Here is a 19924-nt window from a genome sequence, read left to right on the forward strand (position 1 = left end):
GTGACCTTCATGCTCACCGCCCGGCCCTCGCCGGGCTCGATCAACACCGGCTTCGGGCCGCGCAAGGGCGACCTTCCGACGAAGACGTCGCCCGCCATCCACTACGGCCAGGACTACGGCTGGGGCAACGGCGACACGATCTACGCCGCGGCCGACGGCGTCGTCGTCGAGGTCGCGATGGCCGGCGCCTACGGCCGCCGCACCCGCATCCGCCACGAGGACGGCTACGAGACCTGGTACTGCCACCAGTCGCAGGCGCTCGTGAAGGTCGGCGACGTCGTCAAGGCGGGCCAGGCGATCGGCGTGCAGGGCGCGACCGGCAACGTCACCGCGAAGCACCTGCACTTCGAGACCCGCGACCCGCAGGGCGTCGCCCGCGACCCGGAGATCTTCTTCAAGCGCTACACCGACACCCTCCAGGAGGAGAACATGACCGACCTCGGCAAGATCCAGGAAGCCCTCAACGTCCTCGGCGCCACCGGCGAGGACCTGCAGCACGTCGACGCGAACGGCGTGCAGCTCACCACCGACGACCTGCTCTCGCGGGTCTACATCATGCAGGTCGCCGGCGTGCGCCTGCTGGCGGACATCAACACCCGCCTCACCAACGTCGACAACCGCCAGAACGCGATCGCCGCCGTCACCGACGGCTACACCGCCCCGGCAGAGGCGCCGGTGACGCCCTCCCCGGAGCGCTGATCCCCGCGATGGACCGCTACCCCATCCCAGACGAGAAGCGCCGCCGCCTCGAGGCGCTGATCAGGGTCATCGACATGGTCATCTACCTCGCGATCGTCGCCGGCGGCGTCTACGCGCTGTTCTTCACCCCGACGACCGTGCAGGTCGAGCTCGCGGGCTGGGACTGGCTGATCGGCGTCTGGTCGCTGCTGCTGCTCGTCGGCGGGCTCCTCGGTTTCGTGGGCCGCCTGTCCCGCTACTGGGTCCTCGAGGTGCCCGCGACGCCGGCGGCCGTCTTCGGGATCCTGATCTACCTCGTGATCCTCGGCCGCACCGCGTTCGACTCGATCACGGCCGCCGTCGCGACGACCCTCGTCTTCGTCGCGATGGCCGTGCTCATCCGGCGGTACGTCGAGCTGCAGATCTTCGCGTCCGATCCGTCGCATAAGGACTTCCAGTCGCGCGTCGCCGAGGCAATGCGGAGGCGAACCCAGGACGTCGCGCCGCGTACCGAGTAGAGGGGGAGCGCAGCAGTGCCCGCAATCGAGAACGTGAACATCGTGGCCCTGATCGTCGCCGTCCTCGGCGCCGGCGGCATCGGGGTCTTCTTCCGCGAGCTCGTGTCCATCATCACCCTCATCAAGACCGGCGTCTCCGCGAAGGAGTCGAAGCGGAAGAACGACCTCGTCGCGCAGCGCGACCGCGAGTATCAGCGCGCCGAAGCCGAGGCACGCAACCGCCGCCGCATGGAAGAGCACGCGACCGTCATGCGCCGCGAGCTCATCCTCCGCGGCGTCGAACCCGACGACATCGAGCGCTGGCCGCGCCTCGAGACCGTCCTCCCCGGCAGTGGGATCTCCGCGCCGGCTCCGACCACCCCGACCAAGGAGTAACACCGTGCTCGACCGCTACCTCGCCGCCCTCCTCCCCGCCGCGATCCTCCTCTTCGGAGGCCTGCAGACGGCCCTCTCCGACGAGCGGATCGACGGCACCGAGGCCGGGCAGCTGCTCGCCCTCTTCGCCGGCCTCGCGATCACCTACGCCGTCCCCCTCGCGAAGGGCGCCTGGGCCGGCCTCTTCAAGACCGGCTTCGCGATCCTCGCCGCGATCGCGACCCTGATCGTCCCCCTGATCACCGGCTTCACCTGGCAGTCGCTCGTCATCGTCGTCCTCGCCGCGCTCTCCGCACTCGCGACCGAGATCGGCGTCAACGCCCGCCAGGACTCCACCCGGCAGGGACGCCACGAAGCGACCACCGCCCCCGTCGTGATCACCACCACCGACGCCGGCCTCGAGTCCGCCCTCGCCGCCGTCGACAAGCGCGCCCGCAAGGAGCGCGACACCCTCGGCGCTCGCCGCTGAGGCAGCGACACCCCACCACCACCTCAGCCCCAGCCCAAACAGGCGGGGGCTTCTGCATGTCTCCACACCCATCCCGGCGGCTGACCCTGACGCGCGCCGACACCTGACAGGAGCCCGCCGTGGTCACCACCATCCCCGCCATGCCCGCGAAGGGCTCCACCGACAGCACCGCGATCTACCAGTACACGAGCGCCGTCGACAGCGCGGTGCGCGAGCTGGCGGCCGCGGGTGTCCCGTCGGCTCTCGTCGGCTACCTGCGCGCCGATGACCCGCAGTGGAACCTCACCCCGTACAGCTCGTCGAACCCGGTCACGAACGACTTCACGGCGCTGATCAACGCGGCGCACACGCAGCGCAAGCGGATCGTCATCGACCACCGCTACCTCGTGGGCGACTCGAGCCTGAAGTCGAACTGGAACGACAAGCACCTCAACCTCGCCGGGTGCGGGGAGCTCATCGGTCAGGGGTCGACGATCGTCCGGCAGGAGGTCTCCCCGTCGCCGGAGGTGTCGCTGACGTCGTTCAAGCGCATGGTCGTGGGCGCGTCCGACGAGAAGCACACCGTCTCCTTCGCGGCCGTCGCGATGAACCAGCTCGCGAAGTTCAAGGCCGACATGGTGTGGCAGATCGTCGCCAAGCCGGCCCGCTCGTCCACCTCCGACTACACGTCCGGCTTCTACACGTGGAGTCTCCCGGGCACCGTCGTCAACAACCTGCTTTCGACAAAGAACGATGCCTACCCGACCGGCGACCCCGCCACCGGGAAGGTCGTCATGGCCGATGCGCTCGAGGTGCTCGGCGTGTCCTTCTTGGTCAGCGGCGCAGCGTCGGACCTCGCAGAGGACAACAGCCTCAAGGGCGCCACGTCGGGTGCGACGATGAAGATCGAGTCCTGTCAGCCGGACTACAACGGGTCCGCGAACAAGCGCATCATCACCCGCCAGGTGTTCGGCACGTTCCAGAAGGACGAGAACCTCCTCCGCGGGTCGACGGTCGTCGGGAAGGTCGCTGCGGACGGCGTCGTCGTCTTCAAGACCGCGACCCGCTACGACTGGGACAAGGTCACCGCCACGCGTGTCCTCCGTAAGCTCGGCGGGTCCATCAACGGCTACACCGCCTCCACCGGGTACCCCGTCGGCGACTACTTCTCCAACCTCGACTCCCGCATCGACGGGATCTCGTTCACGACCGTCAACGACCCCGACTCCACGGGGCAGGTCCGCGCCGCCGCAGTGTCGGTGTCCGGTGCGGTCCACCACCGGTACAGCAACATCGTCTTCAAGCGCGGCTACCGCAACGGCTTCCGGCTCGCGTCGCCCTACGGCGGCATGATCTCCGGCTGCCAGGTGCAGTCGCTCCCCAACGATGCGATCCAGTCCGAGGGCGCCTACGGATACGGCGTCGAGTACGAGGGCACCGCGAAGAACTGCCTGCTCATCGGATGCCAGTTCGCGAACCTCCGGCACGGGATCACGACCAACCCGTCCGCGAACTCGCAGTTCCTCAGCGACGTCTCCGACACCCTGCGCCACGGCATCCAGGAGTTCCTCTTTATCAAGGACTGCCAGTCGTTCGACACCTACGCGCAGGGATTCGACACTCACCACGGCGCGAGCGACGTGTTCTTCATCGGGTGCGTCGTCAACGGTGTCGTCGCGGGCGGGCAGAAGGACTCCGGCAAGACGGGCATGGGAACCCGATCCGAGAGCACCACCTACATCGACTGCCACGTCTTCGGCGCGACCAACGGCTTCAACGACCCCACCGCGGGCACCACTGCCGCCTCCGGGAACCCGAAGCCGAGCGGCACGACCTGGCCCCTCACGCCCACGCATTCGCGGACCCTCTACGTGAACTGCAGCGCCAACGGCTACGAGCAGTCCGGCTTCCGTCAGGGGCTCGCCGCCGAGTCGATCCACCACTCGGTCATGTACGTCGGCTGCTCCGCGGACGACGGCGGGCAGACCGCCTACGACACCATCGGCTGGGAGCTGACCGGCGTGGACACGTACATCATCGACCCGCGCCCGGGCCGCAACAAGCTCGCGATGTTCAGCATCGAGCCGGGCGGCTACTACGGCCCCACCCCGTCCAGCCCCGTGAAGCACACGATCGCTTTCGTGGGCGACATCTTCGCGGACTTCTCCCGGAACACCTCGACGACCACGGACCTGATCCGCGTCAAGGGTCACACCACGGCCGGCGTCACGCGTCTGGCGATCGCAGTTGATGCGGCCGTCATGCAGAAGGCGGGCGCGGGAACGATGCCCGCGGCGATGGTCAACGTCGTCGGCGGGCACGTGACCATCGCGTCCGCTGCGGGCGCGCAGGTCGTGAACCTCAACGGCACGGACCAGATCCCCACCGTCAAGAAGACGTCGGGGACGGTCGTGGCGGCCAGCCTCCCGACGTCGAAGTGGAGCTGATCCGATGGGCTTCGGTGACGGGCCGTTCGGGGATGGCCCCTTCGGCGGGGCTGTAGTCCCACCGCCCACCCCGCCGCTTGCGCCCGGCTCGGTCGCAGTGGCCGAGTTCTGGTCGACGGGTGCCCTCCTCACATGGGGCGGCCCGACTTCGCTCGGCTACCGGGTGCGGCTGAACGGCGACGTCATCGCGGCGGCCGTGGAGGAGCCGGGCGCGGAGCTGCTCGAGCTCACCCCGGCGACCGCGTACACGGTGGCCGTGTCCTCCAACCGGTTCGACGGCGCCGAGACGTTCTCGGCCCCCGTCTCCTTCACGACTCCCGCAGCGGGCGAGACGCCTCCTGTCGAGGAACCGGAAGAGCCGGAAGAACCGGAAGAGCCGGAAGAGCCGGAGGTGCCCGGTGAGCCGGAGACTCCCGTCGACCCGGCCCTTCCCACGAAGCCGGTCATCGGTACGCCCACCGTCGACGGCAGCACGGTCCTCTTCACGTGGACGGCGACGGCCGGCGCCTCACCGATCGCCTCCTACGACGTGTACGTGGACGGCGCGACCGAACCGGTCACGTCGCTCACCCCGTCGTACTCCGCGCTCAACGTGCCCCCGTCGTCTTCGATCAGCGTCCAGGTCGTCGCGGTCGACACGGACGATCGGCGCTCCCCGAAGTCCGCCCTCGTCGTCGCTTCCACCGATGCCGCACCCGAACCGGAGACACCGCCCGGAGCGCCCGGCCGCCCCGTCATCGGCACACCCACCGTGCGCGGCGAGTCGATCACGTTCACGTGGACCGCAAGCGCCGCCGACAACCCGATCAGCTACTACGAGGTCTACCAGACCGGCAGGGCGACGATCGCTGTCACCGCCCCGAAGTGGACAGCGACCGGGCTCGGCGACGACACCACTGTCACGATTCGAGTCGCCGCGTTCGACACGCTGGGTCTGCGATCGCCGGTGTCCGCCTCGAAGTCTGCAACCACCCCACCGGAGGACGTCATGGCACTCGCGCCCGTATACGGCACCATCACCGACTGCGGACTCCGATCCCTCGCGGGTCGACGGTTGCGGCTGCGGTTCACGCTCTCCGGGCCTGCCGCCGAAGACGAGCGCATCCTCGTCACCGAACCCGTCGAGGTGACGCCCGACCAGTACGGCCAGTTCCGCGTCGACCTGTGGGAGACGACGTTCCTCGCCCCCGCGTCTTGGTACGAGGTCACCGCCATCTGGCTGGTCGCAGGACAAGCGCCCGCCTACCAGCGGCTCCGCGCGAAGCTGCGTGTCCCTCGAGGTGGCGGACCGATCGGGGAGCTGCTCGTCCAGCCCGCACCTCCCGGCGTCGTCTCCTGGGGATTCGGGCCGCCCGACCGCGACTACGTCGCCTACTTCGACATCTCCGGCGACCTGCCTCGTCTCTGGCTTCTCGGGAAGGAAACCGCATGACCGCCATGACCCCCCTCGGTGATATGCAAGCCGTCAGCGACGGAACCGCTGCGGCGCTGATCCGCAAGGACGGCACCGAGACGCAGCAGGCGGTCGACGAACGCATCGCACCCGTCGCGGCCGCCGCGATCGCGTCCGACGAGACCGTCCGTGCGGCGGCGACGACGGCTGTGGGCGTGGAAGTCGAGGCGCGGAACCTGCTGTCCGCCGACGACGAGCGGCTGCCGGAGGCGGTGATCTCCGATTGGGTGTACGTCGAGACCGACGAGGCCGGGTACATCTCCCGCGGAGTCGACCAGTCCGGCGCGACCTGGATCAAGCTGCACCCGGAGGTGAAGTTCCCGGCCTTCGCGACGATGAAGCCCGGCTCGGACTTCGCGCACGCGCTCATCGACCCCGAGAACCGCGTGTCCGAGCTCGCGGTCGGCTTCGACGGCCGCTTCATCCCGCAGTCGAAGGCGCGCTTCGGGACGGCCGCGCAGGTCGACGTCCGCGACGTGCTGCCCGTCGGTGTGCCGTTCCCGAACGACGGCGTCGCCGACGCGACCGCAGTGATGAAGACGGCGCTGCTCAAGGCCCGCGACCTCGCAGCGTTCGTCGGCCCCGTGCAGGTGAACGTCCCGCCCGGCCGCTACCGGATCACGGGCCGGCTGCCGCTCTACTCGAAGGTCGGCATCCGCGGATACTCGCGCGGTGAGACCGTCTTCCTCCCCGAGGGCGGCCAGGCGTTCATCTACCAGGCGTACACGGGCAGCACCACCAGCCCGGACCAGTTCCTCGACGACGTCCGCTTCAACGACTTCACCGTCGACGGCGCCGCGCAGACGCAGGAGATCGACGCGGCCACCGGCCTCGGCATGGGGTACACGACCCGGGTGAAGGGCTTCTACGCGACGTTCCTGCGCCGCGCCGTGTGGGAGAACGTGACCGTGCGGAACACGTGGTCCACGGGCTTCGGAGTGGACCACCTGCAGGACTCGTACTTCGTCAACTGTCGAGCGTTCAATTGCGGCCGTGGCGTCGCCGCGTCCGGGATCACCGACAAGCACACCGTCTCGGGCGCGTCCGGTTTCGGCTACGGCACGGGCGGCTTCGCGTGGGAGTCCGTCACCTACCTCAACTGCACGGCGAACGACAACGCCCTCTTCGGCTTCTTCCTCGAGAAGCAGACCAGCGCCGTCATCCCGTCGCCGAACTGGCCGATCGGCCTGCGCATCATCGGCTGCTGGGCGTCCGGGAACTGGGGCGGCTTTCGCGACTGCGGCACCGGCGGCGCGATCATCGCCAACAGCCACTTCGTCGGCAACGAGGTCGGCATGTGGTGGGAGAAGACGGTCCTCATCACCGCCGCCGGCCGCAACGGCACCGTATCCGGCTGCCAGGTCCTCAACAACACCGCCGAGGGCATCCGCGTGGACACCGCCTCCAACGGCCCGTACCGCATCACCGGGAACCGCATCGCGGGGAACAAGGGCGCCGGGGTGCGCTTCTCGCCCGACTGCGGCGTCATCGACGCGTGGACCGTCGACGCGAACGTGATCGAGGACAACGGCTCGTCCGGAGTGCTCGTGCAGTCCGTGGACCAGGCGCGCCGCCTGCTCATCGCCCGGAACGTGATCCGCGACAACGGTCGCGAGGTGACCGCCGAGCACCGCGACGGCATCACGTTCGCCTCCACCGCGGCCGCGTCCCTGCTGACCGTGCGCGACAACGAGGTGTACGGCCTCCACGCCGCCATGCAGCAGAACGGCGTCCGCCTCTCCGGCACGAACACCGACGCGGGAACCGTCATCAAGGGCAACGACCTCCGCGGCAACGCGGTCGCCGCGCTCGCCAACACGAGGACCGCGACCGCGGGCTTCATCACCGACAACCTGGGAGTTACAGCCTGATGCCCACCGGATACCGGCAGACCCTGCCCGTCGCGTTCACCGACCTCACCCTCCCGAAGTTCGTCCCCAAGGTCGAAGTCGTCGACAGCTTCAACCGTCCCGACTCGACCACCACGCTCGGAGCGACCGAGCAGGGCGAGAAGACGTGGGAGACCATGATCGCCACCGGCACCGGACCGGTCACGTGGGGGATCAGCTCGAGTTCGGCGCTGTCCCGGTCGAGCAGCACCGGGAACGCGATGATCGACGCCGGCACCGCCTACGGTGTCGCCTCTGTCACGATCGCCGCGATCGCCGCGACCGGTGACGCGTACGGCGGACTCGTGGCACTGGCCTCACCCACCACGCAGACCCAGTACGTGCTCCTCCTGGACAAGACCACGACCGGCTCCACCCCTGCGAACGTCTACAAGGTGAACCGGCGCGTCGATGGGGCGTACGTCAACCTGTGGACCTCAACCACGGCACCGACCGCGGGAGATGTCCTCTCGGTCGACAGCTCAGCGACCGCGCTCGTGTTCAAGATCAACGGCGTCACCGTGCACTCCGTCCCCAACCCGTCGGGCAGCACCAACACCCGCTTCGGATTCATCGGCCGCAGCGACCGCATCGTCCGCTTCGACAACTTCCGCTTCCTGCCCTACTGAGCCTCGCGGCTTCCGGTCTGCCCCCCCTCGCCCTCCTCTCGGAGCGGCGAGGGGGGCTTTCGTCGTGCAGCAGCGGGGGCCGTCGCGGGCGGCCGCGGGTGACGCGTCCGGCGACGGCGCTCGGTAGGCTCGCCGCACCGAACCGACACAGGGGGATCTCATGGCAGACATCAGCTTCAAGGGCAGCAACGGCGCGATGACGTTCGACGGCCGCAGCATCAGCATCACGCGGAAGGGCCTCGGCGCGGCCGTCTTCTCCGGCGCCCGCGGCACCGAGAAGCAGCTGCCGATCGCCGTCGTCTCCTCGATCCAGTACAAGAAGGGCGGACTCACCGTCGGCTACATCCAGCTCACGGTGCCGGGTGACGCGCAGAAGAAGTTCGCAGGGAAGACGCAGACCATCCAGCAGGACGAGAACGCGGTGACTTTCTACTCGAAGCAGAACGACGAGGCGAAGCAGTTCGCCGAGGCCGTGAACGAGGCCATCCACGCCGCCCACCAGGGGACCGCGGCGCCCGCTGCTCCGGACCTCGCCGATCAGCTGCAGAAGCTCGCGGGCCTGCGCGACGCCGGCGTCCTCACCGAGGACGAGTTCGCGGCGAAGAAGGCCGAGCTGCTTGCGCGCATGTAGCAGCGTCGGCAGTCGCTCGCGCCGTCTGAGCTGCGTGCCACCCCGACCGCGGATCGCGCCTCGTCCTCCGACAGCCATGACCGGGGGCCATCCTCGAGGGATGAGCGAAGCAGAGCACCATCTCGTCCTGGTCACTCGGCTGTGGGCCGAGGGCCCGTCCGTGGTCGGGATCTACAGCACGCGCGAGGACGCGGAGTCGTCGGTCACGGAGGCAGCCTCAGAAGGAGCCTCCCCCGATCGATACCACTGCGAGACGTGGCGAGGCGGGCGACGGATCACCTGACGGTGCCGCGCAGAGTGTCGGTGGTCGACCGCAGGCTAGATCGGTGACCCGCTTCGATCCGAACCACCCCGAACGCCCTGACGAGGACGGCGACCCGTTCGTCCGGGCCTGGCGGAACGCGGGCGAGGAGGCGCCGTGGCTGCTCGCCTGGCGCGACGGCCAGGTCATGGTGAACCCGGACACCGGCCGTTACCTCTACAGCCACGAGGTGCCCGGCCAGCACGGCGACCTGAAGCGGGGCCGCGGCGGACGTCGCCCGTGACTGACGCCGAGCTCCTCGACTTCGTCCGCGCCCAGCCCGGCGGCGCCGCCGGCGACGTCGCGATCCGCTCCCGCTTCGGCAGCCCCGCGCGCTTCTACCAGCGCCTCGGCCGGCTCCTCGACGACGAGGCCGCGCTGCGCCACGACCCCGAGCTCGTCTACCGCCTGCGCCGATCCGCGACGAGCGGGCCCGCGCCCGCGCGCAGAGGCGTTTGCGATGAGTAAACGATGGTTCGCCGCCCTCTACCTCTGCTGATGGTCGCCCGATCCCCGGGAACAGTGCCCCCGGCAGGAATCGAACCTGCGACCAAGAGATTAGAAGGCTCCTGCTCTATCCGCTGAGCTACGGGGGCGGACTGCGACCACGATACCGAAGCGCAGAGGCCGCGCCCGCCGGGGCCTAGGCGCCCCGGACGAGTCCCAGCACTCCCACGACCAGGGAGACCACGGCGAGGGCGAGCGACACGCCGATGAGCACCGTGTGCACGCGGAGGAAGGTCGTCGCGCGGCCGTCCGCGTCGCGCGCCCGCGGGTCCTTGCGGACGCGGCGGAGGAAGGGCGGCCAGACGATCGCGTTCCACACGGCGTTGACGATCAGGAGGCAGCAGGCGAGCGTGATCACGAGGGTCCAGTGTAGGAGGAGCGGGACGGCCGGACCGGGTGTCGGCGGCCGCCGATAGACTGCCCCGCATGAGTAGCGCCCCCGACCGTCTTGTCTGGATCGACTGCGAGATGACGGGGCTCGACCTCTCCGTCGACGAGCTCGTCGAGATCGCCGTCGTCGTCACCGACTTCGAGCTGAACCCGCTCGACGAGGGGCTCTCCCTCGTCATCCGGCCCGACGCGACCGCGCTCGAGAACATGGGCGACTTCGTCCGGTCGATGCACGAGACCTCCGGGCTGCTGGTCGAGATCCCCTCCGGCGTCAGCGTCGCGGAGGCCGAGTACGAGGTGCTGGAGTACGTGCTGAAGCACGTCCCGGCGGAGCAGCAGGCCCCCCTCGCCGGCAACTCGATCGGCACCGACCGCGCCTTCCTCGCGAAGTTCATGCCGCGCCTCGACGGCCACCTGCACTACCGCAACGTCGATGTCAGCACGATCAAGGAGCTGGCACGGCGCTGGTTCCCGCGCATCTACTTCAACGCGCCCAAGAAGCACGGCGGACACCGCGCTCTCGCCGACATCCTCGAGAGCATCCGAGAGCTGCAGTACTACCGCCGTGCCGTGTTCGTGGAGCAGCCGGGGCCGAGCACCGCCGAGGTGCAGGCCGTGTCGGCCGCCGTCGTGGACGAGTTCGCCTCGCGGATGTAGTACTCTCGTACAGTTGCTTCGGCGGGTCACCCCGCCGGAACACGCTCCTGGTGGGTATAGCTCAGTTGGCAGAGCGCCTGGTTGTGGTCTAGGAGGTCGCGGGTTCGAGCCCCGTTACTCACCCCAGTGGCTGTGCATGCAGCGGAAGAGGCCCGGAGTTCCGACTCCGGGCCTCTTCGCACATCCGGCGACCGGCAGCGATCGCCGACGCAGAGAGGTCCCGGATGCTCGAGCTGGACGAGGACGCCTTCGAAGCCCTGGTGATCTCCGAGCTCGACGCGCTCCCGGACGACATGGTCGACGGGCTCGACAACGTCGTCTTCGTCGTGGAGGACCGGCCCGAGGACGGGACCCTGGATCTGCTCGGCTACTACGACGGCGTCGCCCTGACCGAGCGCGAGCGCTACGGCTTCGGCGAGATGCCCGACCGCATCGTGCTGTTCCGCGAGCCGCACCTCGCCGCGTGCGACGATCTGGACGCGCTGCGCGACGAGATCCACGTCACCCTCGTCCACGAGATCGCGCACTTCTACGGCATCGACGACGACCGGCTGCACGAGCTCGGCTGGGCCTGATCGCCGCCGAGGGAGAGCCCCCCACCGGCATCCGCGCGTCGCCGCGCTCGGAGGGGACCCCTCAGCCGCGCTCCGCTCCCCCGCCGCCCGTGTCCAGCACGAGGTCGGCGTTCTCCCGGGGCCGCTCCCGAGCGCAGTAGGAGCGGAAGTCGCGGTCCCAGGCGTCCCAGTGCGGAGCGAAGAGCTCGCCGTCGCGCTCGAGCGCGCGCACGCGCCGCACCTCGTCGTCGGCCTCGAGCCAGACCACCAGATCGGCGTGGCGGCGCGCGGCGGCGCCGGCCGATCCGCAGCCCTCGAGCACGAGAAGCGTCTCGCGGACGACGCGGCGCCCGGCCGTCGTCCCCGCGGCCCAGTTCCAGGGCCGCCAGTGCGCCGCGAGGCCGAGGCCGTGGGGGCGGACGAGCGTCCCGGCCGTCTCCCGCGACGCCCGGTCCAGGCCCGTCCAGCCGGGGTAGAGGTCGTCCATCCGCACGAGCGCGACCGACGATGCCGCCGGCGCGAGACGGAGCTGCTCGACCAGCGCGCGCGCGAACGTCGACTTGCCGGAGCCGCTCGGTCCGTCCAGCAGCACCGTCCGACGACGCCGCGCGATCACGGAGCGGGCGAGGTCGCCCGCCGTGTGATCCGTCAGCGGCAGGATCCGCTCAGCCATGCAGGACGAAGCTCCAGGAGCCGGTGACGACGGCGGCGGTCACGGCGACGGCAGCGATCAGCACTCCGCCCGCGAGCAGCAGGAGGTCGCCGGCTCCGAGGCGCGACTGCCGCGCCCAGGTGCGCGGGACGCCGGAGCCGAAGCCCTTCGCCTCCATCGCCGTCGCGAGCCTGCTCCCCCGCCGGATGGCCAGCACGAGCAGCGAGAACGTGCGGGCCGCGAGGCTGCGGAGCGCCTCGACGGGCCCGCGGCCGTCGGCGACCCCACGGGCCCGGCGGGCCATCGACAGGGTGCGCCAGTCGTCGACGAGCAGACCGACGAGCCGCATGCCGGCGAGAGCGCCGAGCACGAAGCGCGAGGGCAGGCGCAGGATCTGCGCGAGGCCGTCCGCCAGGTCCGTCGGGTCGGTGGTGGCGATGAGGACCACGCTCGGCAGTCCGATCGCCAGGACGCGCAGCGCGATGGCCAGCCCGAGGGCGACGGATCCCTCCGTGACCGAGACGATGAGGAACTCCGCGAAGACGGCGCCGCTGTCGCGACCGTAGAGAACAGTCGAGAGGCCGGCGAGCGGAGCCGCGATCCAGACGGGAGCCGTCCGCCGCACGAGCTCGCCCGCCCGGAGCCCCGCGAAGGGCAGAACCAGCAGCTCGAGCGCCAGCGCCGTCGCCGCGGAGACCGCATCGACCGTGAGGAGGAGCGCGAACGCGATGACCAGGCTGGCGAGGAGCTTGGCCACCGGGTTGGCCCGGGCGATCCGGCTGCGCGCGGGAACGGAGTCGAGGAGCGTCATCCCGACACCACCTCGCGGGCGCCGAGGGTGACGACCGAGTCGGCGAGGGCGGCGACCAGCGCCTCGTCGTGGGTGACGGCGAGCACCGCCGTGCCCGCGTCGCGCTGCTCGGCGAGGAGGTCGACGAGCACCTCCCAGGTCAGGCGGTCCTGCCCGAACGTCGGCTCGTCGAGGACGAGCACGGACGGCGACCGGGTGAGGGCGGACGCGACGGCCAGGCGCCGCTTCTCGCCTCCGGAGAGGGTGAACGGATTGGCGTCGGCGAGGTGCGCGAGGCCGAGGCGCTCCAGGAGCTCCTCCGCCCGATGCCGCTCCGTCTCGTCGCGGGCGCCCAGCGCGAGCTCGGCGCGCACGCGAGCGGTGAGGAACTGGTGCTCCGGCTCCTGGAACACCATCGCGATCCGTCCGGCGAGCTGAGCCGAGGTCCAGCGGATCGGCTCCGGGCCCGCACCGGCGCGGAGCGACTCGGAGGCGGTCACCCGCCCCGCGACCGGCGGCAGGAGACCGGCCAGCGTGAGCGCGAGGGTCGACTTCCCCGCGCCGTTGGGTCCCAGCACGGCCGTGGCCCGCGCGGAGTCGACGGCGAGCTCGAGCCCCGAGGCCACGATGGTCGAGCGGCGGCGCCCGAGGACGGGCCGGCCGATGGCGAGGTCGTGCGCGCTCAGGGCGGCGGGCGAGGGCAGCACGCTCGCCCCGCGCCGGGCGGGGGTGTCACCGGGCAGCCAGACGCCGGAGGCGCGGAGCACGTCGTGCGTTCGATCGAGGACCTCGACTGGAGCGCCGTCGGCGACGACCGCGCCGTCCCGCCCGAGCACCACGACCCGGTCGACGAGGCCGACCCACACGTCGACCCGGTGCTCGACGACGATCAGCGTCGCCCCCGTGCGGGCGGCCGTGCGCTCCACCGCCGCCCGCACCTCGCGTACACCGTCCGGATCGAGGTTGGCGGTGGGCTCGTCGAGGAGCAGGAGCCGCGGACGCATGGCGAGCACACCCGCCAGGGCGAGCCTCTGCTTCTGCCCGCCCGAGAGCGCCGAGGTGGAGTGGTCCAACGGCACGTCGAGCCCGACGTCGCCGAGTGCCTCCCGCACCCGCGCGGGGATCTCCTCGCGCGGCACGCCGAGGTTCTCGCAGGCGAACGCGACGTCGTCGCCGACCCGCGCCAGGACCGCCTGAGTGTCCGGATCCTGCAGCACGAGCCCAGCGACACCGCGCCGGGTGAGCGGCGCGGCTCCGTCGATCTCGAGCTCGCCCGCCGCGGAGCCGTCCTCCTCCCCGCCGAGGACGCCGGCCAGGGCGTGCAGCAGCGTGCTCTTTCCCGCGCCGGAGGGGCCGAGGAGCAGCACGCGCTCCCCCGGCTCCAGCGCGAGATCGAGGCCGGAGAGGGCGTCGCGGGAGCGTCCCGCGTGCCGCCAGCTCCAGCCCCGCGCCCGGACGTAAGCGCCGCTCATCGAGCGCCCGCGCCGGCTCCCTCGACCGTCCGGCCCTCGCGCCCGGAGGCGAAGCGGTCCAGCGCTCCCGAGGCCGCGAGCCCCCGCACCGCGAACCAGGACAGCAGCCCGGCCAGGAGCGCGCCCGAGACGATCGAGGAGGCGACGTAGACGGTCTTGAAGAGCGCGTCGTTGACGGCGTAGTACGACAGCAGGTCGTTGATCGCGAGGGCCAGCCCGGCACCGGCACCGGCCAGCATCGCGACGAGCGGACGGCCGCTGCGGTAGAGGAAGAGCGCCAGGACGATCTCCGCGCCGAGTCCCTGCACGAGTCCGGAGATCAGCACGGTGAAGCCCCACTGGGTGCCGATCAGAGCCGACACGGCCGCGGCGACCAGCTCGGTGTAGAGCGCGGCTCCGGGCTTGCGGATGATCAGGCCGCCGAGGACGCCGGCGAAGAGCCAGCCGCCGCCGAGGAGCCCGCCGAGCCCGGGCAGGAACTCGAAGGCGAGGCCGAGGACGTTCGTCGCCAGGCCCCAGGCCCAGAAGACGATCCCGCTCGCGACGGCGACGACGCTCGCCACCACGATGTCGACGACCCGCCAGCGCAGATCGCGCCGGGCCGGGGCGGAGGAGGTGAGGTTCTGCGCGTTCGTGTTCTGCGCGTTCGTGTTCTGCGCGTTCGTGTTCTGCGCGTTCGTGTTCTGCACTGACGTGCCCTTTCGTGGAAGCGAATGGAGGGCACGGGTTGGTAAGAGGAGATCGAAACGTTCCTTCGCTGGCATGACCCAGATCAGGTTCGACGGTCGAAGGCTGCTGCCTTCCTCTCAGCCCGGTGCACCGGACTCCCGTGTTCGTCGGCAATCATAGACGTCATGTCGTGGTCGGTGGTCGTCGTCCTGGCCGTGTTGCTGATCGTTCTGCTGCAGGCTCTGCTCTGGCAGCGCCGTGCGCGGATCCGCCGCGAGCTGCTCAGCTACGGCACGCGGGTGCCCGCGCGCGTCGTCGGGCCGGATCCGGCACGCGGCGATCGCGATTCGGCACGGGATCTGGGCAGGCTCCTGGTCGTCTACCGGACCGCCGAGGGTGTGGAGAAGCGCGCGCAGAAGTACCCGCTGAAGCGGGGGGACGCGTGGATGGCCGGTGAGCCCGCCGCGGTGATCTACGACCCCCGCCGGCCGGACGACGCCGAGCGTCTGATCGTCGGCTTCGGCCGGACGAAGAAGAAGTGGTACCCCGCGCGCCAGCAGCGCGCCAGCTGACGCGGGGCCGCTCCGGCTACTTCTTGAGGGCGCGGATGATGCGCGCGAGGGCCTTGCCGGTCACCCACACGAAGGGGATGCCGACGGCGAGGACCGAGATCACGTTCGGCTGGAACCGCAGGCCGAGGTCGTCCTTGATGTACGCGCCGATCGGGATGACCGTGGCGCCGCCGCCGCCGCCTCCGCCGCCGCCCTCCTGGCCGTCCTCGGAGCCGCTGCCTCCGCCGAAGCCGAACCAGCGGAGGGCGACGGGGACGAGCGAGACGCCGTCGACGGTGACGGGCTCGCCGTAGATCGTCGCGGTACCCGCGGTGGTGACGGTGTCGGCCAGGGAGACTGCGATGTTGGGCATGGTGCGACGGTACTCCGCGGCTCTCCGCGGCGACAAGCGGCCCGCCGGGGCGCACAGGACTCGTCCATGGACCTCCGGGGACCTGCTGCCATGATCGACGGATGTCCGCCCGCACCCGCCGCCGCCGCCCCGTGCGCTCGGCCGCGGTGGCGGTCGCGAGCCTCGTGCTCGCCGCCTTCCTCGCCTTCCACCGCGCGCTGCCCGATCCGATCGGCTGGCTGTCGGTCCTCGAGGTCGGGATCCCGTGGACGGGGCTCCTCGTGCTGCTCCTCATCGCGGCCGCGGCGGCCCTCCGGTCGCGCCGGACGGCGGCCGCGGTCACCGTGCTGGCGATGGTCTACGGCGTGCTGGTGCTGCCGGTCGCGCTTCCGGCGCCGGCCGTGCGCTCCGGCTCGTTCACCGTCGTCAGCCAGAACATCGAGACGAGCAGCGACGCCGGTGGGCTGGCCGCCTCGCTCGCCGCCCGCGGCCCCGACGTGATCGCGCTGCAGGAGCTCGACGGAGACGCCGTGGACGCGGTCGACGCCGAGCTGGCCGACGAGTACCCGTACTCGTCCGTCTCGAGCACCGTCGGCGTCTGGAGCCGGACCGAGCTGACCGACGAGGAGCCGCTCGACCTCGGTCTCGGCTGGGAGCGCGCGCTCGCCGTCGACGTCGACACGCCGGTCGGCAGCGCGCGCCTGTTCGTGGTGCACCTGGCCTCGTTCCGGCCGGGCGACCACGAGGAGCGGGACACCATGCTCTCGAACCTCGCCACCGCTCTTCGAGACGACGCGTCGGAGCGGACACTGGTCATCGGCGACTTCAACACGCCGACGGACGACCACCTGTTCGCTCCGGTGCTGGCGGAGGCGGGTCTCGTCCGCACGGGTGGAGTCGGCTTCCCGGCGACCTGGCCGTCCCTGCTGCCGCTCGTCTCGCTCGACCACGCGCTCGCCGACGGTGTCACCGCCGCGACCGTCGCGGTCCTGCCGCCGAACGGCTCCGACCACCGCCCGATCAGTCTGACGATCGGTTCCGCGTAGCGAGCGTGTCGCTGAGGTCGATCCCCTTGGCCGACTCGGGAGCCGACCGGGACAGGAGCGAGGCGGGACGCACGGCCCCGGAGCCGAAGCGGGCGGCCACGCCGTCGACCGCGAGCTCCGCGTCGCGCCAGTCGTCGGAGTCGCTCCACAGGGAGAACGCGACGTCGTCGCCCTCGACCAGCTGCTCGCCGCGCACGCCGATCAGCCGCACGGGCCGCCGCATCGGGTTGGCCGCCTCGAGCAGCGCGGAGGAGGCCTCGTAGAGGACGCGGGCCACGTCCGTCGCCTCGACGAGCGTGCGGGAGCGGGTGAGGGTGCTGAAGTCGCCGAAGCGGACCTTCACCGCGACGGTGCGGCAGCGCACTCCCGAGCGGCGCATCCGCACGGCGACCTTGTCGCAGAGCCGCAGCAGCTCACGACGGACGAGCTCGGGGTCGGCCACGTCGTCGGCGAACGTGATCTCGTGTCCGGCGCTCTTCTCGATTTGGCGGGTGTCGACCGGCCGCGGATCCACCCCGTTCGCCAGGGCGTGCAGGCGCCTCCCGGTCGCCTCTCCGAGGGCGGACACCAGCGACGGCAGCGGGGTGGTCGCGACGTCGGCGACGGTGCGCAGACCGCGGCGCACAAGCGCCTCCTCCGTGCTCGCGCCGACTCCCCACAGCGCGCTCACGGGCAGCGGATCGAGGAACTCGCGGACGCCGTCGGCGGGGACGACCAGCAGACCGTCGGGCTTGGAGCGGCCGGAGGCGAGCTTGGCGACGAACTTGGTGCTGGCGATCCCGACCGAGCAGGTCAGCCCGAGCTCGGCGTGCACCCGGCGGCGGATCTCGGTGCCGATCGCGAACGGCGAGCCCGAGATGCGGCGGGCACCCGCGACGTCGAGGAACGCCTCGTCGATGCTCAGACGCTCGACCAGCGGCGTGAAGGAGTCGAAGATCGCCATGACGCGGCGAGAGGCCTCGCGGTAGCGCTCCATGTGCGGCTCGAGGACCACGGCCTGCGGGCAGCGGCGGAGGGCGACCGCCATGGGCATCGCCGAGTTGACGCCGTAGCGGCGCGCCTCGTACGTCGCCGCTGTGACGACGGAGCGCGCTCCGTGGTGGCCCACGATGACCGGCCTCCCGCGCAGATCCGGCCGGTCGAGCAGCTCGACGGAGGCGAAGAACGCGTCCATGTCGATGTGCATGATGCTCGCGCGCGGGTCGTCGAAGGGCTCGGTCGTGACCTGCCGCCCCGTGCCGTCCTGCTTGCTCACGCAGTGCCGTCCTGCTCGCTCACGCCGTGCCGTCCTGCTCGCTCACGCCGTGCCGTCCTGCTTGCTCACGCGGTGCCGTCCTGCTCGCTCACGCCGTGCCGTCCTGCCTGCTCACGCCGCTCCGTCCTGCTCGACCACACCTCCGGAAATGATCGCACCCACCACCGACATCGGCTTCCCGGCCGCTGCGCCCGGGCCGGCCGGGAATGAGCGCCGACCACTCGCGGTTGACCCGAGCACCACGACGCTCCGGAGAGACCATGACGCACGAGCAGCCCGACTCCCCCACCGCCACCGAGACCGGCCCCGGCGCCGAGATGAGCCGCTGGCTCGATCTGCAGGACCGCGCCCACCGCGCCTTCGAGCTCCGGCTGAGCGCCGTCGAGGACTGGTCTGCCCCCACGCCCGACACCGAGTGGGACACGCGCGCTCTGGTGCTGCACGTCGTCCGCGAGCAGCAGCGCGCGCACACGCTCCTCTCGGGCGGCGACGAGTCGGCGCTGCGCCTCGAGTCGGTCGCCACCGATCTGAGGAGCGAGTGGCGCCGCGTGACCGACCGCCTGCGCGTCGCTGTCCGCACCGTCGACCCGGCGGCGACCGTGCAGCTGGGGCGCGACACCGTCAGCGCCGTCGAGCTGCTGCAGGAGCAGACGGCAGATGTGACCGTCCACGCCTGGGACCTCGCCCGCGCGACCGGCAGCGACGAGCGGCTGGACGAGGAGCTCGTCGCAGCGGTCTGGGAGCTCTTCGCACCCCAGGAGGAGACCCTGCGCGCGAGCGGCCTCTACGCCGCGCCCGTGCCGGTCGACGACGCCGCCTCCCTCCAGAGCCGCCTGCTCGCCATCACCGGACGCGACGACCGCCTCGCCGCCTGACGGCCCGGCGCCCGGACGCCGTCAAGGCCTGGGGGCGTCCAGGGACGCCGCGGCAGGATGGAGGGGACCACGAACACGGGGCGACCCGCCCCGACGAGGAGAGGAACGTCCATGACACGCATCGCCGTCATCGGAGCCCACGGCAAGGTGGGGCAGCAGATCCTGCACCTGCTCTACGACGCCGGCCACGAGTCGGTCGGAGTGATCCGCAACCCTGATCACGCCGAGGACATCGTCCGGCTGGGCGGCGAGCCGCTCGTGCACGACCTCGAGGACACGACGCCCGAGGCCTTCGCCGAGGCGCTGGGCCACGTCGACGGCATGGTCTTCACCGCCGGAGCCGGACCCGACTCGGGCCCGGAGCGCAAGCGCACCGTCGACCTGGGGGCGTCCGTCCTCAGCCAGAAGGCCGCCGCGATCGTCGGGGTCCAGCACTTCGTGCAGGTCAGCGCGATCGGTGTGGACGAGCCGCTCCCCGAGGACACGGAGGAGGGCTGGAAGGCCTACGTCGAGGCCAAGCGCGACGCCGACGCGGCACTGCGCGACTCGGGCCTCGACTACACGATCCTCCGCCCGGGCGGGCTGACGGACGACGAGGGCACCGGCACGATCACGCTCGGCACCTCCGTCGAGAAGGGGAGCATCCCCCGAGCGGACGTCGCCGCCACGGTGATCGCCGCCCTGGCGCAGCCGACCTCCATCGCGAAGACGTGGGAGATCGTCTCCGGTCCCACCCCGATCGAGGACGCGGTGGCTCAGGGAGCCTGAGCCCCGGCACCTCCTCC

At 71.1% G+C, this 19924-nt stretch carries 25 protein-coding genes, 2 tRNA genes and 1 riboswitch; of the genes, 19 read left to right on the top strand and 8 right to left on the bottom strand.

What is annotated here, in order from left to right:
- Nucleotides 1-9 precede the first annotated feature (9 nt).
- The 12 genes from C5C95_RS06235 to C5C95_RS06285 all read left to right on the top strand — a co-directional run bounded on the left by C5C95_RS06235 (nt 10) and on the right by C5C95_RS06285 (nt 9837).
- Nucleotides 10-699, top strand: coding sequence for a M23 family metallopeptidase (locus C5C95_RS06235; RefSeq protein ID WP_104324101.1), 690 nt, complete (start codon nt 10-12; stop codon nt 697-699).
- 8 nt (nt 700-707) lie between these two features.
- Nucleotides 708-1196 carry a hypothetical protein gene (locus tag C5C95_RS06240; protein WP_104324059.1) on the top strand — a complete coding sequence of 163 codons (489 nt, stop codon included), beginning with the start codon at nt 708-710 and terminating at the stop codon, nt 1194-1196.
- A gap of 15 nt (nt 1197-1211) precedes the next feature.
- Nucleotides 1212-1571 carry a hypothetical protein gene (locus tag C5C95_RS06245; RefSeq protein WP_104324060.1) on the top strand — a complete coding sequence of 120 codons (360 nt, stop codon included), beginning with the start codon at nt 1212-1214 and terminating at the stop codon, nt 1569-1571.
- A gap of 4 nt (nt 1572-1575) precedes the next feature.
- Entirely contained in the window at nt 1576-2040 is a 465-nt protein-coding gene (locus C5C95_RS06250; RefSeq protein ID WP_104324061.1) for a hypothetical protein, read from the top strand.
- A gap of 119 nt (nt 2041-2159) precedes the next feature.
- The gene (locus C5C95_RS06255) at nt 2160-4466 is read left to right on the top strand and encodes a hypothetical protein (protein WP_104324062.1); all 2307 of its coding nucleotides are present in this window, start codon (nt 2160-2162) and stop codon (nt 4464-4466) included.
- A gap of 97 nt (nt 4467-4563) precedes the next feature.
- Complete coding sequence (locus tag C5C95_RS06260) at nt 4564-5898, top strand: fibronectin type III domain-containing protein (protein WP_104324063.1); 1335 nt, start codon at nt 4564-4566, stop codon at nt 5896-5898.
- On the top strand, nt 5895-7790 hold the full coding sequence (locus C5C95_RS06265) for a right-handed parallel beta-helix repeat-containing protein (protein WP_104324064.1): 1896 nt from the start codon (nt 5895-5897) through the stop codon (nt 7788-7790). The genes C5C95_RS06260 and C5C95_RS06265 overlap by 4 nt, the downstream gene beginning before the upstream one ends.
- Nucleotides 7790-8437 (top strand): hypothetical protein, encoded by a 648-nt coding sequence (locus tag C5C95_RS06270; RefSeq protein WP_104324065.1) that lies wholly within the window; start codon nt 7790-7792, stop codon nt 8435-8437. Before C5C95_RS06265 ends, C5C95_RS06270 begins: the two co-directional genes overlap by 1 nt.
- A gap of 160 nt (nt 8438-8597) precedes the next feature.
- On the top strand, nt 8598-9068 hold the full coding sequence (locus C5C95_RS17800; protein WP_104324066.1) for a DUF4429 domain-containing protein: 471 nt from the start codon (nt 8598-8600) through the stop codon (nt 9066-9068).
- A gap of 100 nt (nt 9069-9168) precedes the next feature.
- Nucleotides 9169-9351 carry a hypothetical protein gene (locus tag C5C95_RS17110; protein ID WP_146087061.1) on the top strand — a complete coding sequence of 61 codons (183 nt, stop codon included), beginning with the start codon at nt 9169-9171 and terminating at the stop codon, nt 9349-9351.
- A 43-nt stretch (nt 9352-9394) separates the two neighbouring features.
- Nucleotides 9395-9613 (top strand): hypothetical protein, encoded by a 219-nt coding sequence (locus C5C95_RS06280; RefSeq protein WP_104324067.1) that lies wholly within the window; start codon nt 9395-9397, stop codon nt 9611-9613.
- The gene (locus tag C5C95_RS06285; RefSeq protein ID WP_104324068.1) at nt 9610-9837 is read left to right on the top strand and encodes a DUF3263 domain-containing protein; all 228 of its coding nucleotides are present in this window, start codon (nt 9610-9612) and stop codon (nt 9835-9837) included. Before C5C95_RS06280 ends, C5C95_RS06285 begins: the two co-directional genes overlap by 4 nt.
- A gap of 55 nt (nt 9838-9892) precedes the next feature.
- Here the strand turns inward: C5C95_RS06285 and C5C95_RS06290 are convergent.
- Both C5C95_RS06290 and C5C95_RS06295 read right to left on the bottom strand, forming a co-directional pair.
- Nucleotides 9893-9965 (bottom strand) — tRNA-Arg (locus C5C95_RS06290).
- A gap of 47 nt (nt 9966-10012) precedes the next feature.
- Nucleotides 10013-10234: an SCO4848 family membrane protein gene (locus C5C95_RS06295; protein WP_104223717.1), complete on the bottom strand. Its 222-nt coding sequence runs from the start codon at nt 10232-10234 to the stop codon at nt 10013-10015.
- Nucleotides 10235-10302: 68 nt separating this feature from the next.
- Between C5C95_RS06295 and orn the strand changes: the two genes are divergently transcribed.
- The 3 genes from orn (at nt 10303) to C5C95_RS06310 (ending at nt 11498) form a co-directional block, all read left to right on the top strand.
- A complete protein-coding gene (gene orn, locus C5C95_RS06300) occupies nt 10303-10923 on the top strand; it encodes an oligoribonuclease (protein WP_104223718.1) in 621 nt (206 codons plus the stop codon).
- 50 nt (nt 10924-10973) lie between these two features.
- Nucleotides 10974-11049 (top strand) — tRNA-His (locus C5C95_RS06305).
- A 98-nt stretch (nt 11050-11147) separates the two neighbouring features.
- Complete coding sequence (locus tag C5C95_RS06310) at nt 11148-11498, top strand: metallopeptidase family protein (RefSeq protein WP_104223719.1); 351 nt, start codon at nt 11148-11150, stop codon at nt 11496-11498.
- A gap of 61 nt (nt 11499-11559) precedes the next feature.
- Here C5C95_RS06310 and C5C95_RS06315 read toward each other — a convergent pair whose 3' ends face one another.
- The 4 genes from C5C95_RS06315 to C5C95_RS06330 are packed head-to-tail and all read right to left on the bottom strand — an operon-like array spanning nt 11560 to nt 15080.
- On the bottom strand, nt 11560-12150 hold the full coding sequence (locus tag C5C95_RS06315) for an AAA family ATPase (RefSeq protein WP_219814744.1): 591 nt from the start codon (nt 12148-12150) through the stop codon (nt 11560-11562).
- The gene (locus tag C5C95_RS06320; protein ID WP_104232521.1) at nt 12143-12940 is read right to left on the bottom strand and encodes an energy-coupling factor transporter transmembrane protein EcfT; all 798 of its coding nucleotides are present in this window, start codon (nt 12938-12940) and stop codon (nt 12143-12145) included. The genes C5C95_RS06315 and C5C95_RS06320 overlap by 8 nt, the downstream gene beginning before the upstream one ends.
- Nucleotides 12937-14391: an ABC transporter ATP-binding protein gene (locus C5C95_RS06325; RefSeq protein WP_104232520.1), complete on the bottom strand. Its 1455-nt coding sequence runs from the start codon at nt 14389-14391 to the stop codon at nt 12937-12939. The genes C5C95_RS06320 and C5C95_RS06325 overlap by 4 nt, the downstream gene beginning before the upstream one ends.
- Complete coding sequence (locus tag C5C95_RS06330) at nt 14388-15080, bottom strand: ECF transporter S component (protein ID WP_374953318.1); 693 nt, start codon at nt 15078-15080, stop codon at nt 14388-14390. Before C5C95_RS06330 ends, C5C95_RS06325 begins: the two co-directional genes overlap by 4 nt.
- A gap of 43 nt (nt 15081-15123) precedes the next feature.
- Nucleotides 15124-15231, bottom strand: a riboswitch (TPP riboswitch).
- 14 nt (nt 15232-15245) lie between these two features.
- Between C5C95_RS06330 and C5C95_RS06335 the strand changes: the two genes are divergently transcribed.
- Nucleotides 15246-15632 (top strand): DUF3592 domain-containing protein, encoded by a 387-nt coding sequence (locus C5C95_RS06335; RefSeq protein WP_104223723.1) that lies wholly within the window; start codon nt 15246-15248, stop codon nt 15630-15632.
- Nucleotides 15633-15648: 16 nt separating this feature from the next.
- On the opposite strand, the gene C5C95_RS06340 is transcribed toward C5C95_RS06335, so the two are convergent.
- On the bottom strand, nt 15649-15984 hold the full coding sequence (locus C5C95_RS06340; protein WP_104324069.1) for a hypothetical protein: 336 nt from the start codon (nt 15982-15984) through the stop codon (nt 15649-15651).
- A gap of 101 nt (nt 15985-16085) precedes the next feature.
- Here C5C95_RS06340 and C5C95_RS06345 point away from each other — a divergent pair, with 101 nt between their 5' ends.
- The gene (locus C5C95_RS06345) at nt 16086-17009 is read left to right on the top strand and encodes an endonuclease/exonuclease/phosphatase family protein (protein ID WP_104226744.1); all 924 of its coding nucleotides are present in this window, start codon (nt 16086-16088) and stop codon (nt 17007-17009) included.
- Here C5C95_RS06345 and dinB read toward each other — a convergent pair.
- Nucleotides 16984-18264, bottom strand: a complete 1281-nt coding sequence (dinB, locus tag C5C95_RS06350) for a DNA polymerase IV (protein ID WP_104223726.1) — start codon at nt 18262-18264, stop codon at nt 16984-16986. The genes C5C95_RS06345 and dinB overlap by 26 nt on opposite strands.
- Nucleotides 18265-18524: 260 nt before the next feature.
- On the opposite strand from dinB, the gene C5C95_RS06355 reads away from it, so the two are divergent.
- Nucleotides 18525-19139: a TIGR03086 family metal-binding protein gene (locus C5C95_RS06355; RefSeq protein WP_258059445.1), complete on the top strand. Its 615-nt coding sequence runs from the start codon at nt 18525-18527 to the stop codon at nt 19137-19139.
- Between the two features lie 111 nt (nt 19140-19250).
- Nucleotides 19251-19907 carry an SDR family oxidoreductase gene (locus tag C5C95_RS06360; RefSeq protein WP_104223727.1) on the top strand — a complete coding sequence of 219 codons (657 nt, stop codon included), beginning with the start codon at nt 19251-19253 and terminating at the stop codon, nt 19905-19907.
- Nucleotides 19908-19924 lie beyond the last annotated feature (17 nt).

The sequence above is a fragment of the Rathayibacter sp. AY1B7 genome, from assembly GCF_002932735.1.
GTDB lineage: Bacteria > Actinomycetota > Actinomycetes > Actinomycetales > Microbacteriaceae > Rathayibacter.

Coding starts and splice junctions, on each gene's coding strand:
- C5C95_RS06235 (WP_104324101.1), top strand. CDS start 10: ATGCTCACCGCCCGGCCCTCGCCGGGCTCGATCAACACCGGCTTCGGG.
- C5C95_RS06240 (WP_104324059.1), top strand. CDS start 708: ATGGACCGCTACCCCATCCCAGACGAGAAGCGCCGCCGCCTCGAGGCG.
- C5C95_RS06265 (WP_104324064.1), top strand. CDS start 5,895: ATGACCGCCATGACCCCCCTCGGTGATATGCAAGCCGTCAGCGACGGA.
- C5C95_RS06270 (WP_104324065.1), top strand. CDS start 7,790: ATGCCCACCGGATACCGGCAGACCCTGCCCGTCGCGTTCACCGACCTC.
- C5C95_RS17800 (WP_104324066.1), top strand. CDS start 8,598: ATGGCAGACATCAGCTTCAAGGGCAGCAACGGCGCGATGACGTTCGAC.
- C5C95_RS17110 (WP_146087061.1), top strand. CDS start 9,169: ATGAGCGAAGCAGAGCACCATCTCGTCCTGGTCACTCGGCTGTGGGCC.
- orn (WP_104223718.1), top strand. CDS start 10,303: ATGAGTAGCGCCCCCGACCGTCTTGTCTGGATCGACTGCGAGATGACG.
- C5C95_RS06310 (WP_104223719.1), top strand. CDS start 11,148: ATGCTCGAGCTGGACGAGGACGCCTTCGAAGCCCTGGTGATCTCCGAG.
- C5C95_RS06315 (WP_219814744.1), bottom strand. CDS start 12,150: ATGGCTGAGCGGATCCTGCCGCTGACGGATCACACGGCGGGCGACCTC.
- C5C95_RS06320 (WP_104232521.1), bottom strand. CDS start 12,940: ATGACGCTCCTCGACTCCGTTCCCGCGCGCAGCCGGATCGCCCGGGCC.
- C5C95_RS06325 (WP_104232520.1), bottom strand. CDS start 14,391: ATGAGCGGCGCTTACGTCCGGGCGCGGGGCTGGAGCTGGCGGCACGCG.
- C5C95_RS06335 (WP_104223723.1), top strand. CDS start 15,246: ATGTCGTGGTCGGTGGTCGTCGTCCTGGCCGTGTTGCTGATCGTTCTG.
- C5C95_RS06340 (WP_104324069.1), bottom strand. CDS start 15,984: ATGCCCAACATCGCAGTCTCCCTGGCCGACACCGTCACCACCGCGGGT.
- C5C95_RS06345 (WP_104226744.1), top strand. CDS start 16,086: ATGTCCGCCCGCACCCGCCGCCGCCGCCCCGTGCGCTCGGCCGCGGTG.
- C5C95_RS06355 (WP_258059445.1), top strand. CDS start 18,525: ATGACGCACGAGCAGCCCGACTCCCCCACCGCCACCGAGACCGGCCCC.
- C5C95_RS06360 (WP_104223727.1), top strand. CDS start 19,251: ATGACACGCATCGCCGTCATCGGAGCCCACGGCAAGGTGGGGCAGCAG.